This window comes from Lelliottia sp. (assembly GCF_045627565.1).
In the GTDB taxonomy this organism is placed as follows: domain Bacteria; phylum Pseudomonadota; class Gammaproteobacteria; order Enterobacterales; family Enterobacteriaceae; genus Enterobacter.
Genome location: NZ_JAZQNX010000021.1, coordinates 39572 through 53364, shown reverse-complemented (window position 1 = coordinate 53364; position 13793 = coordinate 39572). Strand labels below are relative to the sequence as shown.

At 53.0% G+C, this 13793-nt stretch carries 13 protein-coding genes; 12 read left to right on the top strand and 1 reads right to left on the bottom strand.

Annotated elements, in window-relative coordinates; all coding sequences use genetic code 11:
- The first annotated feature begins 1 nt into the window (after position 1).
- From trbC to ACKI5T_RS12030, 8 genes are read left to right on the top strand one after another with little or no spacing between them, the layout of a single operon-like run.
- Entirely contained in the window at positions 2-622 is a 621-nt protein-coding gene (gene trbC / locus ACKI5T_RS12065) for a type-F conjugative transfer system pilin assembly protein TrbC (RefSeq protein WP_407437681.1), read from the top strand.
- Positions 619-2475 carry a type-F conjugative transfer system mating-pair stabilization protein TraN gene (gene traN / locus ACKI5T_RS12060; protein WP_407437680.1) on the top strand — a complete coding sequence of 619 codons (1857 nt, stop codon included), beginning with the start codon at positions 619-621 and terminating at the stop codon, positions 2473-2475. The genes trbC and traN overlap by 4 nt, the downstream gene beginning before the upstream one ends.
- Entirely contained in the window at positions 2472-3257 is a 786-nt protein-coding gene (gene traF / locus ACKI5T_RS12055; protein WP_407437678.1) for a type-F conjugative transfer system pilin assembly protein TraF, read from the top strand. Before traN ends, traF begins: the two co-directional genes overlap by 4 nt.
- Before the next feature lie 9 nt (positions 3258-3266).
- Complete coding sequence (locus tag ACKI5T_RS12050; RefSeq protein WP_407437676.1) at positions 3267-3734, top strand: hypothetical protein; 468 nt, start codon at positions 3267-3269, stop codon at positions 3732-3734.
- Entirely contained in the window at positions 3724-3942 is a 219-nt protein-coding gene (locus ACKI5T_RS12045) for a hypothetical protein (RefSeq protein ID WP_407437674.1), read from the top strand. Before ACKI5T_RS12050 ends, ACKI5T_RS12045 begins: the two co-directional genes overlap by 11 nt.
- Positions 3932-4534 (top strand): type-F conjugative transfer system pilin assembly thiol-disulfide isomerase TrbB, encoded by a 603-nt coding sequence (locus tag ACKI5T_RS12040; protein WP_407437672.1) that lies wholly within the window; start codon positions 3932-3934, stop codon positions 4532-4534. The genes ACKI5T_RS12045 and ACKI5T_RS12040 overlap by 11 nt, the downstream gene beginning before the upstream one ends.
- A 17-nt stretch (positions 4535-4551) precedes the next feature.
- The gene (locus tag ACKI5T_RS12035) at positions 4552-4815 is read left to right on the top strand and encodes a hypothetical protein (RefSeq protein WP_407437671.1); all 264 of its coding nucleotides are present in this window, start codon (positions 4552-4554) and stop codon (positions 4813-4815) included.
- The gene (locus ACKI5T_RS12030) at positions 4812-5228 is read left to right on the top strand and encodes a hypothetical protein (RefSeq protein WP_407437669.1); all 417 of its coding nucleotides are present in this window, start codon (positions 4812-4814) and stop codon (positions 5226-5228) included. The genes ACKI5T_RS12035 and ACKI5T_RS12030 overlap by 4 nt, the downstream gene beginning before the upstream one ends.
- A 284-nt stretch (positions 5229-5512) precedes the next feature.
- Here ACKI5T_RS12030 and ACKI5T_RS12025 read toward each other — a convergent pair whose 3' ends face one another.
- Complete coding sequence (locus tag ACKI5T_RS12025; RefSeq protein ID WP_407437668.1) at positions 5513-6670, bottom strand: hypothetical protein; 1158 nt, start codon at positions 6668-6670, stop codon at positions 5513-5515.
- Between the two features lie 138 nt (positions 6671-6808).
- Here ACKI5T_RS12025 and traH point away from each other — a divergent pair, with 138 nt between their 5' ends.
- The 4 genes from traH (at position 6809) to traT (ending at position 13626) form a co-directional block, all read left to right on the top strand.
- Positions 6809-8173 (top strand): conjugal transfer pilus assembly protein TraH, encoded by a 1365-nt coding sequence (gene traH, locus ACKI5T_RS12020; protein ID WP_407437739.1) that lies wholly within the window; start codon positions 6809-6811, stop codon positions 8171-8173.
- Positions 8174-8894: 721 nt separating this feature from the next.
- Complete coding sequence (traG, locus tag ACKI5T_RS12015) at positions 8895-12047, top strand: conjugal transfer mating-pair stabilization protein TraG (RefSeq protein ID WP_407437666.1); 3153 nt, start codon at positions 8895-8897, stop codon at positions 12045-12047.
- A gap of 5 nt (positions 12048-12052) precedes the next feature.
- Positions 12053-12754, top strand: coding sequence for a hypothetical protein (locus ACKI5T_RS12010; RefSeq protein ID WP_407437664.1), 702 nt, complete (start codon positions 12053-12055; stop codon positions 12752-12754).
- A 140-nt stretch (positions 12755-12894) separates the two neighbouring features.
- A complete protein-coding gene (traT, locus tag ACKI5T_RS12005) occupies positions 12895-13626 on the top strand; it encodes a conjugal transfer complement resistance protein TraT (RefSeq protein WP_407437663.1) in 732 nt (243 codons plus the stop codon).
- Positions 13627-13793: the final 167 nt, after the last annotated feature.

Genomic DNA, 13793 nt, shown 5'->3' with positions numbered 1-13793 from the left:
CATGCATAAAACACTCTCCCGGGCGCTGCTCCTCAGCGTCCTTCTCGCCTGCGCCCCGGCGTCACTGGCCAGCGAAAACGCCAGCGTGTCTGCCGGTGATATGGCCTGGATGAAACAGCAACAACAGCCTCTTGAAAGTCTTAAACAGCGTCTGCAGGGGCAGACGATGCAGCTGCCAGCACAACAGGAAGCGCTGGTCAGTCGTCTTCAGGGTGATATTACCCGGCAACAGGCTGAACGCGAGAGCGGTGAAAAACGCACCTTTCCCGCCATGTATTTCGTCAGCCTGGGTCTGCCACGCGAGGGACTACTCCCGATGCTGAAAGAAGCAAATCGCTACGGTGTGCCGGCAACGCTGCGCGGGCTGGTCAATAACGACCTGCGCCAGACGGCCTCAGCCATGTTTGAGCTGGCGAAAGAGGACAAGAATATCGGGGTGCAAATCGACCCCACGCTGTACACCGAGTACCACATCACGACCATCCCGGCTCTGGTGGTGACCTGCCCGGGTCGCTTTGACGTCATTCGTGGCAGCCTCCCGCTGAAGCAGGCGCTGGAGAAAGTGGCCGAGAGCGGGGACTGCGCCGCAACGGCGAAACAGATACTGGAGGACGGGAAATGAAACGACTGATGCTGGCGGCGCTGCTGATGACGCCATGTCTTGTGTTGTCCGCTGACCCGGCTTTTGAAGCGGGGGCAAGCTTCGGGAAGGGCAATGCCTCGGCCGGCACGGGCAGCCTGAAAAACCCGGACGCGGTGACCGGCTCGATACCGGGCTACAGCGCGAAACCGCCAGAAAGTGACTATTACGGTGGGGTTCAGGGGGGCGACGGCGGATTGTCTGATAAAGGACAGGCCGCGCTGGCGGGAAATGATGCGGCACAGTCCGTCATCAGTTCAGGCAACAGCAACCCCGTCCCGACCATCGACCCCAACGCCCCCTTTATTACCATTGGTAAAAATGCGGAAGCCGGGTCGGAAGGGGTGCTGGACGGAACAAACAAACAGTGTACTGAAGTCACCGTATCTAAATCGACTTTCGAGAATTTCCAGTGTGATAAGGATATCGCGTCAGTCGAAGCCTGTACCCGTACCGCCACGGCCGGCGGGCATACGACCACAACCACGGTTCAGAAAACGCTGACCCTGAATGCAGCGGATGCCGTCATTTCTTATGGTGGCGGCTCTTCGTTCAGCTTCGCCTTTGTCTCTACCGAAACGGGTCCGATTATCAGTGCACATTTTTACTGGAAGGAGGGCGATACCAAAGCCGGCAAAATCAACTTCTGGGGCATCAGTGAAAAGATGATTGGTAAACAGTTTGACTGGGCAGTCCCGGCTGCAGCGGGCTATCAGATGGTTAATAATACTCCATTACCGGCTGCAACCTATACCAGTACGTCCTGCACGAGCGGGAATAAAGATCGTTGCGAGTCACACATCAGGGACACTATCGAAGGTTTTAAAAGCGGTCGGGTTAGCGCGACCTTAGTGATTACGATGAATGCCGTGACCCAAACGTTTGTCCCCGATGTGACCTGGAAAACGTCCTGCGGTCTGGATATGTCGAAAGCGAGAAAGACCACATCCACCTGTACGACACCCGGCGGCAATAAAACGGTGGTGAACAATGGCCAGAGCTATCAGGTCTACAGCGACTGCTGGCAATACACCGACAACTATGTCGTCCCGTCAAACTCCCCCGGCAACTGCGGCACGTTGACGACAGACCCGAAATGTACGGCCTCCGCATCCAGATGCGTGGAAAGCACCGACGGACAGTGTACCCACATGAGCTACACATATCAGTGCCAGAAGACTTATCAGTCAGGCGGTCTGGTGTGTGGGGGGGACTATATCTGTAAGACCGGGGACTGCAATGAAGCCAACGGGGCAGGGAGCAGCGGCTTTGACGTTGCGGTGGCCAAACTGGCCGGTCTTGCCTCTGCGGCGGATGATGTCAAAGACGATCAAAGCCAGATAGATATCAAAGCCTTTACCGGCAAGGCGATGAGCTGCCGTAAGGCTTTCGCGGGGTTCTCGAACTGCTGCAAAGACTCTGGCTGGGGGCAGGATTCCGGGCTGGCGGCCTGTAACTCTAATGAGATGGCCATCGGCAAAGCGAAAGCGAAGAAAGTGACGGTCATTGTCGGTGAGCGCTGTGACCGTCAGGTGCTCGGGGCCTGCATCCAGAAAAGTCAGGTCTACTGCGTATTCGAAGGGAAACTGGCGCGCATCATTCAGGAGCAGGGGCGACGTGACCAGCTGGGCGTGAAGTTTGGCAGCGGTGACAGCCCGAACTGTCGCGGCATTACCATTCCTGAACTGCAGAGCATCGATTTCGACAAAATTAACTTCTCTGATTTTTACGAGGACCTGATGAAAAACCAGAAGATCCCCGACACATCAGCGCAGGTGAAGCTCATTAAAGAACGTATTGCGGCGCAGGTGAATCAGCAGGGAGGCAATAAATGAAAAGACTGATGTGCGGCCTGCTGATGGTCGTGACCAGTCTGCCAGCCATTGCGGAGGAGATTGTGACCCCCGCCGACCCGTTCACCGGCTGGTCCTGGTATAACGAACCGAAAACGCCCCCTGATAAGCACCCGAAACCTCAGCAACCCGCGCCGCCGACGACCATTCCTGATCTCAGCAAAATGACCGCGCTGGAGCAGGCAAAGGTGCTGAAGGGCTACACGATGGAGGCGCTTAACCGCGCCATCCTGTACCCCACGCGGGAGAACACGGCGACGTTCCTGCGCTGGCAGAAGTTCTGGACTGACCGGGGCTCCATGTTCAGTCAGTCATTCGCGGCGGCCCAGCTGAGTCATCCGGATCTGGATTACAATCTGGAATACCCGCACTACAACAGCATGGCCCCGTTCGTGCAGACGCGCGATCAGCAGACGCAGCAAAGCGCGGTCGCGCAGCTGTCTCAGCAATATGGTCTGTTCTACTTCTACCGGGGCAGTGACCCGATTGATGTGCAGATGGCCGGCGTGGTGGCGGATTTTGCGAAAACGAACGGGATATCCCTCATCCCCGTGTCGGTCGACGGGCAGGTGGCGGCAACGTTACCGCAAAGCCGTCCGGACAGTGGGCAGTCCCGGGCCATGAACATCTCTCACTATCCGGCCCTGTTCCTGGTTGACGGGAAAAGTAAAAAATATCGCGCCCTGTCTTACGGCTTTATGACGCAGGACGATTTGTCAAAGCGCTTCCTGAACGTGGCCACCGGCTTCAAACCCCATTCCTGAGAGACACTTATGCAAAATACACTTTTTACCCTCATCCGTGATGCAGGGCGGTTTGCCCTGTACACCTTTATTTTAGGGCCGGCTCTGGCGCTGTATGCCCTGGTAGTGGTCGCCGCGCTGAACGGTTCGCTGTCGCAGCAGTTTCTGACTGAAGCCCGTCGCCTGACGGACGGAGCACTTCCGTGGCAGGTGATGCAGTGCATTAATAAAACGGTTGTCACCGACCTGCAACCCCGCATACCCCACACCGGAGAGCATGTCCCCCCACTCCAGTCAGCATTATCCTTCTGTCATCCTGAACCCGTTGACAGTGCCCCCTGGATACGGACAACGGATGCCGTGCTGTTCAATTTCTGGATGATTGCGGCGCTGGCTGGCGCGTTGTCAGGCTTTTTGGTGACCCGGCGTCGTAAAGCACGGTCATTCTCAGACACAAGGTCGCTACTGTTTAAAAAAGGACAATCCGATGAACATTAATCTTCTGGCCGGTTTCATCTTCTGGGGCACGATGGCTCTGGTGCTGAGCGAGCTGATGACGTTGTCTGTCAGCGGAACACAGACAGGTCTGGTATGGTTGAGCTATGCCCTCTGGGGTATCGCCGGTGCGATGGTTATGCGTGCCGGTTTTGTTGCCTTGCGGGAACGCCGCACAAAACGCAGCGGGGTGACGGGTCATGAAATGTAAACGTGTCATGACGGCGCTCTTGTGTTGTCTCCCCATGCTGGCCAGTGCCGGCGCTCGCGAGGAGCTGATGGCGCTGGAGTCCGCCAAAGTCAGTCCGCTAACAAGCCTCAATCCCGTTGCCAGTCCGGCGGTTTTGCCTCCCAGCCTGATGCAGCTGCCGGACGGTCGACGGGCAAACATGAAGGACTATGCGGTCGTGCTGTTTATGCAGGCCCACTGCCAGTACAGCGCGAAGTTCGATCCGTTACTCAAGGGCTGGGCCGATGCGCACAACATCCGCGTTTATCCCTATACCCTGGACGGGGGCGGCGACGGGTCTTACCCAAACCCGCTGGTTCCGCGCAAGACTGACCCGGCCTCACCGATTGCCGATGAGATAGTCACCTTCTTTGGCAATGGTCTGCCGATCGCCACGCCGACGGCCTTTGTGGTGAACGTCAATACCCTCAAGGCGTATCCGCTGACGCAGGGGATGATGGAAATCCCGGCACTCGAAAACCGCTGGGCCAGCCTGATTCAGGCGGATATGGATAACGTCGACCCCAGCGCTCTGCCTGCATTGCCTGCCAGTGCGCAGGTGACGCCTCAGTAATACAACCGGACTACAAAATGACAAAAAATTCGTATGCGCTGTCGCGTACCGAGCGCGTGTGGCTGTTATTCAGCGTCACCTTGCTTGTGTCCGCCGTCTTTTACGGCCTGCTCGCGGCCAGAGTGGTCCGGGCGTTTTCCCGTCCTGACCTGACGATGTACCTGCAGGATTTACCGGTTCTTCTCCTTATCTCGCTGAGCGCCGGCTTCTTTTTCACCACCACCGGTCTGTACGCCTGCCGTCTGACCCTTTCTCAAAAAAACCGTGAGGAAATCGCATGACATTCGCGAGACTGAAATCCGTTATCCGCAGTCGGTTCATTTCATCAATGCGGGAGGATGAGGAGGATAAAGAGACCCGGCGCTGGGAGGCGTTACTTTCGATTAAGCTGCTGTACAGCTTCCTTTTCTTTGGCGTGGTCGACCTTATCTACGCGAGGTGGGCCGACAAAACGTTGAGCGTCATGATGGCTAAGCAGCCCCCCCTGGCCCGTTCTGAACAGTTTACGCTCTCAGTGCTCATCCATTATCCGCAGTATCTCCTGTGGGGGATCATGGGCGGCGTGGTTACGGTACTGGCACTCCACTGTTTTCTGCTTCTGGTAACCCGGCTGGGGACAGGGCTTTACCACCGGATGATCCGGAACGAAAGTGCCGTCCCTCTCAAGAAGAAAGAGGCGGTGCGCCATGATTAAGCGGCTACCTGTATTGCCATGCGTGGCCTACGTTGCGGTGGTCACGTATCTGTTTTTTAGTGGTATACAAACGGATGCCTTACCGGCGGAGGTGGCATTCACTGCTGAGTCCAGACTCTGGTTCTGTAGCCTGCTGGGATGGTTATTTTCATTCCTTCCTCTGATGTACTGTATCGCCGGTTATCGCATCCGAAAAACAACCAGCATCAGCAGGCTTATCATCCGGTTCGGTTCCCCGATAATCGTCAGCCTGCTGATGTCACTTTATTTATTTGTGCAGAGATTTACTCCGGTGCAAGAATTGCAGACTTCCCTTGTTCTTTACTTGCTTGTCTGGTGCGCGCTGGTCTTAAACTGTCAAAGAGGATGATAATTGTCAGCGCATAAAAAAAAGCCGAAAAGAAAAGTGAAATGATGATGGTGTTTAATGGTAAGTACAGCCCTTTCTGGTCAAGGGCGTTACTTATTTTTTCCGGGATAATATATGCATGGAATAAACTTGATTTGATTTTTAAGCAGGTTTTTCCACAATTAGAGTTCACGACGCTCTTCATAACCTGACGAGCCTTTTCCTCCTGATTATGTGTGATTAAATACTGTGAGAGAATATTTGATTTTGTCGACGATGTGATATCAGTTTGGAGCAGTTTTGCAATCTTCACAGCGTCTTCACGCGTAATTAATTTTTTATTGTTATACCAGATATCCTGAGCAAAAGGATTATCGGAGAATTCTTTTTGCACATAGGACATAACACTATCACGGGTCGCAGTTGATGGAATGTCTTCTGCAACGACTACAGGATAAAACTCTTCGGCAAAATCCACAGAGACGGGGTCGTAGTAAAACTGTGCGGGTGTTTTCTTGTAGAAATCATCCGTAAGGTTTGCCCGAATACCTGAGTTGTGATTAGTAGTCGTCTCCCAGTAATCTACAGCACCACTTTCTTCATCTGCGAACGCAAGAAATGCATGTCCTGGTGCGTATACAATTCTGGACTCTTTATCGGCTAGTCTCATGGCATCCATAAGAAGATACACATTGAGGTCACAATCTGAAAAATGAGCAGACCAGCCAGCGGAGACGTTTCTGGATGGATGGTAGAAAAAATGCCTGCTCAGTATTTTATTTGAACAGGACAGGTAATTCATGTTTGTAAATGCCGGACTGCAACTTCTTTGTACTTCGGTGAGGAATGCATTTACATTACCAAAAGCAAACGCGCCTTTCTTTTCTGAAATAATGGCATTGTCTATGTCATATTTTATTAATCTGTTTGAAAGCAGTTCTGGATTGAAAATTCCAGAGGGTGTTCCCTGTGAAATTGCGACAATTTTATGGTCATCTTCCTGATGTAAGTAAAGGTATCCCAGAATTGCCAGTGGCATTAGCGTGGAAATTATTACTGCAATGCAGACAGTTAAGACTACGGTTAACTTCATTTCTTTAAATATTCCTTAATACCATTCTGATGCTTGCCTGATTTACCGGTAATACAGGTATCTTCCGGTTATTTTATGTCGCATTAACGGAGTTTTGCTATGAAATATCTACCCCATACACATATTGAGCCATTTCTTATGCGGCTCAGGAAAGGATTTATATTGTTGTCACTGTGTTCAGCCACTGTGGCACTCCCGGTTCAGGCAGACGTTAACGGTGACCTGAATGGCTTCTTTGGCAGCCTCGGCTACAGCGGCAACGTCTCGCAGGCCCAGGCCTGGCAGGGACAGGCGGCGGGGTATTTCTCCGGCGGGTCGGTGTATCTGCGTAATCCGGTCAAAAACGTGCAGCTTATCTCGATGCAGCTCCCGTCCCTGAACGCCGGCTGCGGCGGCATTGATGCCTATCTGGGGTCATTCAGCATGATCAGCGGCGAGGAAATCCAGCGTTTCGTGAAGCAAATCATGAGTAACGCAGCGGGTTACGCCTTCGACCTTGCCCTGCAAACAATGGTTCCGGAGCTGAAGCAGGCGAAGGACTTCCTGCAGAAACTCGCGAGCGACGTGAACTCTATGAACATGAGTTCCTGTCAGGCCGCGCAGGGGATTATCGGCGGCCTGTGGCCCGTCACTCAGGTCTCCCAGCAAAAAATCTGTCAGGACATTGCCGGCGAAACCAACATGTTCTCAGACTGGGCCTCCTCCCGTCAGGGCTGCACGGTGGGCGGGCAGAGCAATAAGGTGACCGATAAGGCCGGGGACGACCAGAAAGACCAGGTGCTGAAAAATAAGAACCTTATCTGGGACACGCTGAGCAAGAACGGGCTGCTGGGGAACGACCGGGCACTGAAAGAACTGGTCATGAGTACCGTCGGGTCGATCATCTTTAACAACAACGGCGACGTCACCATTCTGACGCCGCTGGTCGATAACCGCGATCTGATAAAGGTCCTCATGCGGGGCGGAACCGCGAAGGTATACGGCTGCGATGAGGCGACGTCGTGTCTGGGACCCACTGTCAAAGACCTGACAATATCAGAGTCGAACGCTCTGGTGACGCTGGTTAAAAACCTGATGCTCTCGATGCAGAACAAGCTGGTTGATGACACCGCGCTAACCAACCAGGAAAAAGGCTTTGTGAACACCACCTCCGTGCCGGTGCTGAAATACCTGACCAATGCCCAGAGCATGGGCATGAGTGCGACCTACCTGCTGCAGGTGGCTGACTTCATCGCTCAGGACCTGATGATCCAGTACCTGCAGGAACTGGTTAAACAGGCGAGCCTGTCACTTGCCGGCAAGAACTTCCCGGAAGAGGCAGCGGCAAAACTGCGCGACAACATCATTCACGCCCAGGGATTACTGGCTGACATGAAGCTGCAGTCGGCAGCAGATCAGAATGCGCTCGACGGCATCGACCGCAACATGCAGTACCTGCAACAGCAGGTATCCACCATCGTTTCCGGCTCCTATCAGAGCAACTACCACTGGGGTGATCGCTGATGCCAGACATAAAGAAATACAGCTTTATCGATCCTGGCATCCGGACGCTGGTTGCGACCCTGAATGCATATGGATTACGTACTTATGCATCGTGTCAGGGGCATGGTTTTCCGGTAGACCGCATTAAACCCTACATTGCATTTACTTCGACGCCTTCAGATGCCGCGTCATTTGCCCGCAGCCTTCGCCACGATGCTGAGTCAGTAAGACCAACGTTAAACTGGGGATGGGAGATTACTGCCGGGTTTGACAGCGATTTCAGACTCTGTTTCCGGCTGCATCCTGCAGGCCCGCACCGCTGTAAGTCACGTTTCTGCCGACGTTCATTCACAGCAGACTTTGGCAGGATTTGTCTGTTAATCAAATCAGCGCAAGCCAGTACAGGGGATTAATCAGTCCCGTATACCAGAGCCCACCTACGGTAAGTGCAGTGATCGTACGTATTGTCATGAAAAGCATTCGATACAGGCTGGCTCATGCGGTCACATTCTGCGGCTTCCCGCAATCAATACAGCGCTTCAGGTTCGTTGCCATCAATGACCTTCTCATTTGAGGATATGCAAAGTGAACATCAAGATACCCTTATTTAATCGAGGCTTTATTAAGCAATGCCTCATTCAACTTACTCACAAAAGAAGCTTTTCCTCCCCACTCCTGAGGATGATTTTCCAGCCCCTGTGTCAATCACTGTTTCCGTGTAAAGTCAGTGGGGTGAGCACTGATGCTTGAGATCTACACAATCTATGGCGGGGGAATGTGGAAAACGGCGCTGGACGCCGTGGTCACCCTCATCGGGTCGAATACCTTCAGTACGCTGATGCGCATGGCGGGGACTTTCGCGGTGCTGGCGGTGTTGCTGGCGTTTATCAAACAGCGCAACCCGATGGTGTTCGTGCAGTGGCTGGCCATTTTCATGCTGGTCACCACTATCCTGGTCGTTCCAAAACGCGCCGTACAAATCATTGATATTTCAGACCCGGCTGCGGTCTGGAAAACGGATAACGTGCCGGTGGGGTTAGCGGCGATTGCGTCGCTGACGACCAGTGTCGGGTATAAGATGGCCTCGACGTATGACATGCTGATGTCGCGGCCCGATTCGGTGACGTACAGTAAAACGGGGATGCTGTTCGGCTCCCAGATTGTGGCGGAGACCAGCGATTTCACCACACAGAACCCGGAGCTGGCGCAGATGCTGCCGGATTACGTGGAGAACTGCGTCATTGGCGACATTCTGCTGAACGGCAAGTACACGGTAAACCAGCTGCTGAACTCCACTGACCCGCTGGCGCTTATTACCAGTAACCCGAGTCCGCTCCGGGGCATCTTCAAAATGACCTCTAACGCGCGTCAGTTCCTGACCTGTCAGCAGGCGGCCACGGAAATCAGGACGCTGGCCAACATTGACGTGAACCCCGGCAGTGCCACCTTTACCTGGCTCACGCAGAAGGTGTTCGGCAACAAGCTAAACGGTGCCAGCCTCCTGTCTAATGCGATGGGCGAGAGTTACGGCTATTTCTATGCCGGGGGTATGACCGCCGCACAAATCATGAAAAACAACATCACCAACAGCGCGGTACGCCAGGGGATAAAAGGGTTTGCGGCCCGATCGTCAGACACGGCCAACCTGCTGAACCTGGCCACCGAGAACGCGGCCACCAAACAACGCCTGAGCTGGGCGGCGGGTAACGAGCTTGCCACGCGAACACTGCCGTTTGCGCAGTCGCTTCTGATGTTAATTCTGGTGTGTCTGTTCCCGCTGATGATTGCCCTGGCAGCATCAAACCACAGTCTGTTTGGGCTGAATACGCTGAAGATTTATGTGGGCGGATTTATCTATTTTCAGATGTGGCCGGTCATGTTTGCCATTCTGAACTTCGCCTCAAACTTCTGGCTGCAGTCACAGACAGGCGGAACCCCACTGGTACTGGCCAACAAAAACATTGTCGCGCTGCAGCATTCGGATGTGGCGAACCTGGCCGGGTATCTGGCGCTGTCAATTCCGGTCCTGTCGTTCTATCTGACCAAAGGGGCCTCAGCTATCGGATCGCAGGTAGCCGGTACCGTGCTCAGCTCAGCAGCCTTTACCTCGGCAGGCGTGGCGTCCACCACGGCGGACGGCAACTGGTCGTTTAATAACATGTCGATGGACAATCTCAGCCAGAACAAGCTGGACACCAATCTGGTCCAGCGTCAGGGGCAGCAGACCTGGCAGGCGGATAACGGTTCAACCCAGACTCAGACGGCCGGGGGGCACACTGTTATCGACGGCTCAGGTGCGATGTCGAATCTGCCGGTGAACATGAAACTGAGCCAGCTGGCCAGCAGCGGATTCCAGGAGTCGGCGCGCCGGGCAGAGCAGCAGGCACAGACGTCGCTCGATGGTTACAACCACAGCGTCACCAGTGGCTGGTCTCAGCTCTCGCAGCTGTCTCACCAGAACGGGTCCAGCGACAGCGTCACGCAGGGCAGCGAAAACAGCCAGGCAACGAATGCGACACGCGGTGTCAGCATGATGATGTCTGCAGCCGAAAGTTATGCGAAGGCGAATAATATCTCCACGCAGGAAGCCTACAACTCGTTGATGGATATCAGTAACCAGGGGTCTGCTACAGCAGGACTCAAGACAACAGTGGGTGGGGGCATTAATCTCGGGGTTGTTAAAGCAGGAGGCGAAGCCAGCCTGGCCACTGATCTTAGACATGCAACAGGCAGCTCGCGTGGGATACAAAATTCTGACTCCCATACGCAGGATATGCGTCATGACAAAAATAGTCAGGCGGTCAATGATTTCCGTCAGGGGATGGATATGGTGTCCAGCAGCCGCGTAACGGATGGTTCAAACCATACCGAGAATGCCGCGACCAGCAACGTTCAGCAGTTCGCGGCGACGCTCAACGATGCACAAAGCCAATACCATCAGTACACCACCAGTTCGACCAGCAGTAATGAGTTCAGCCGCATGGCGACGCTGGCGCAAAATGAGAGCGCAAGTCTTGATACTAACTACACCCAGGAGTTTGTGGACTGGGCCGGTAACAAATACGGTGATAAGGCGCAGGCCATGCTGACCAGCGCACCAAGTGCCCGCGAAGCGGCAATGGAATTCGTTAACGAGCGTCTTAAACCTGAAATTATGGGCGACTACCAGCAGGGGCGTGCTGACCTTGTCAGCGGCAATGCACACGAGCCGTTCAGTGGGGCACATATTGTGCCGACAACATCAGTCGATTCTGAACCAGGATATGGAAGCACTCACACGGCTGGCGATAGCGGCTACATCGTTGAAGGGAATGGGGGGCGTACATTACACAGCAATGGGCAGTCTGCAGAAAATAACCCGAGTACAGTCACTTCTGGCGGCCCGCATCACTTGCCAGAACGCGGAACAGAATCTGACAGTAGCGGCCAGGTCCGTTATGAGGGGCCGCGAAGTTCTACTTCCGGGCGCAATAACGTTAATGCAGAAACAAGCGAGGGTGCTGCATCGCAGGTTACTGACAGTGGCCCATCCGGACGTGTTCACAGTGGCGGCGTTAACGGGGAGGATATGCGGAGTTTGTACAATGAGAATCAAGCGAGACTAAAAGAGCATGCCGGGGAGTATTCCGGACCGCAAAACGAGTTACAACAGAAAGTGGCAGGACAAAGATCTGAAAATGAGCAGAATATCAACAATTCTGCTGGGGAAATTGGCAAAAAACAATCCACTGTTCAGGCATCCAGTGATATTCTAAAAGGAGAAGATTTAAGTGCAGCAGGCAAATTCCAGAAAGGACGAGCAGAAGCTGAGCTTGATCAGTCAAGTACATTGAATCCGTTTAATGAACTCCAGCCGGATGAGATAAATAAGAGAATTAAGAATCCTAAAGGGTGATGAAGATGAATACTAAGATAAGTGCATATTATTGTTTATTACCATCATTCCTCTTCATGTTGTATTTAACTTACATGCAGTACGTAATCAATCATGGTTTTTGGCTGAAAGGCGTATTGCTTTCAACTATGGCTACGCTGATTTACGTAGCTTGTTTTGCACAGTTGAAAAGGAAAAATGATGGGGTTAGTAAACGACTAGTGATGATATCAAACTCATTACTTGCCTGCTTTCTTCTCTTTCTCGGAGTTTATGTTAGTACGGATGTTGAAACAGCGCTTATCTCCAGTGTAGCTGCCCATACGATTATGGCATTTGTTTTTGTGGTAATCGTAGTAGGTAAACAGAGTGTGATCATGAGAGATAGTGATACTGGAGCGTTATACCGAATCAGCAGAATGAAAGCCCATCGATTATCGGAGAATGAAGTAAACAAGTATTGGGCGGTAGAGAGTAACAATTTGAATTCATTAAAGGAGTTTTCATCGAATTCAGTAACTGGATTTGATAGTAACTCGCCGACAATTGTTCTTCCATATGGTTCTAATGATTTTAATAGCTCTGATTTCAATCATGAGATACATATAAACCCATCATCTGGCTCGCCAATGGTAGGAGGGATTTCGGGTCATGATATAAGTGGCAACAGTTGGGGAACGAACTTCAACGAGCCAACGAATACGTATGATCCCAATCGGGGATACTGACGAAAGGGGCTAATCAGCCCCTTTTATATATTTAAACCTCACCTACCAGATTTAATCTAAATATCTCAATAAATCAGCCGATAACAGTCCTGTTAGCGCTCCGCCGCTAGCAGGACGTTTTTTTATGCAAAGGATAAAGAATGAAATTAAAACAATATGCAGTCGTTGGCTTAGTGGCTTCAGCTCTTGCCCTCTCCGGTTGTGGCGCCATGTCTACCGCTGTCAAAAAGCGTAATCTCGACGTCAAAACGCAGATGAGCCAGACCATCTGGCTGGAGCCTTCGTCAGAGAAGACGGTATATCTGCAGGTTCGCAATACGTCAGATCAGGACATGTCCGGTCTGGAAACGCAGATTTCAAATGCGCTGACGGCAAAAGGCTACCGTGTCAGTCATTCTCCGGATGATGCGTATTACTGGGTGCAGGCAAATGTCCTGAAGGCTGAAAAGATGGATCTGCGTGCCTCACAGGGTTTCCTGAGCACCGGTTATGAAGGTGCAGCCGCTGGCGCCGCACTGGGCGCGGGCATCACCGCGTATAACTCCACATCTGCGGGCGCCACGCTCGGTGTCGGTCTGGCAGCCGGCCTGATTGGTATGGCGGCAGATTCCATGGTCGAGGACGTGAACTACACGATGGTGACCGATCTGCAAATTTCCGAGCGCAGTAAAGCAACGGTCACCACTGACAACATCGCGGCCCTGAAACAGGGGACGTCCGGTGTGAAAGTGCAGACCAGCTCTGAGCAGGGTAACCGTGCCAAATACCAGACCCGCGTGGTATCGAATGCCAACAAGGTGAACCTCAAGTTTGAAGAGGCAAAACCTGTCCTGGAAGCCCAGCTGGCCAAATCCATTACCGGTATTCTGTAACATCCTGCGGCTGTGGCGCCCGTCACAGCCCTTCTCCCTGTTTTAGCCTGTTAACGACCACCTGCTTTAAGCCGGGTGCGTCAGTGCTTTCTGTTATTCCAGTGATATTTCGCTTCCTCGCAGGACTGCGCCAGGCGCAGTCCTGTCTGTGGCGAGCGCCGGGATTT

What these genes read in the sequence shown, in the direction of transcription:
- trbC (WP_407437681.1), top strand. Translation starts at nt 2, where the DNA reads ATGCATAAAACACTCTCCCGGGCGCTGCTCCTCAGCGTCCTTCTCGCC.
- traN (WP_407437680.1), top strand. Translation starts at nt 619, where the DNA reads ATGAAACGACTGATGCTGGCGGCGCTGCTGATGACGCCATGTCTTGTG.
- traF (WP_407437678.1), top strand. Translation starts at nt 2,472, where the DNA reads ATGAAAAGACTGATGTGCGGCCTGCTGATGGTCGTGACCAGTCTGCCA.
- ACKI5T_RS12050 (WP_407437676.1), top strand. Translation starts at nt 3,267, where the DNA reads ATGCAAAATACACTTTTTACCCTCATCCGTGATGCAGGGCGGTTTGCC.
- ACKI5T_RS12045 (WP_407437674.1), top strand. Translation starts at nt 3,724, where the DNA reads ATGAACATTAATCTTCTGGCCGGTTTCATCTTCTGGGGCACGATGGCT.
- ACKI5T_RS12040 (WP_407437672.1), top strand. Translation starts at nt 3,932, where the DNA reads ATGAAATGTAAACGTGTCATGACGGCGCTCTTGTGTTGTCTCCCCATG.
- ACKI5T_RS12035 (WP_407437671.1), top strand. Translation starts at nt 4,552, where the DNA reads ATGACAAAAAATTCGTATGCGCTGTCGCGTACCGAGCGCGTGTGGCTG.
- ACKI5T_RS12030 (WP_407437669.1), top strand. Translation starts at nt 4,812, where the DNA reads ATGACATTCGCGAGACTGAAATCCGTTATCCGCAGTCGGTTCATTTCA.
- ACKI5T_RS12025 (WP_407437668.1), bottom strand. Translation starts at nt 6,670, where the DNA reads ATGAAGTTAACCGTAGTCTTAACTGTCTGCATTGCAGTAATAATTTCC.
- traH (WP_407437739.1), top strand. Translation starts at nt 6,809, where the DNA reads ATGCGGCTCAGGAAAGGATTTATATTGTTGTCACTGTGTTCAGCCACT.
- traG (WP_407437666.1), top strand. Translation starts at nt 8,895, where the DNA reads ATGCTTGAGATCTACACAATCTATGGCGGGGGAATGTGGAAAACGGCG.
- ACKI5T_RS12010 (WP_407437664.1), top strand. Translation starts at nt 12,053, where the DNA reads ATGAATACTAAGATAAGTGCATATTATTGTTTATTACCATCATTCCTC.
- traT (WP_407437663.1), top strand. Translation starts at nt 12,895, where the DNA reads ATGAAATTAAAACAATATGCAGTCGTTGGCTTAGTGGCTTCAGCTCTT.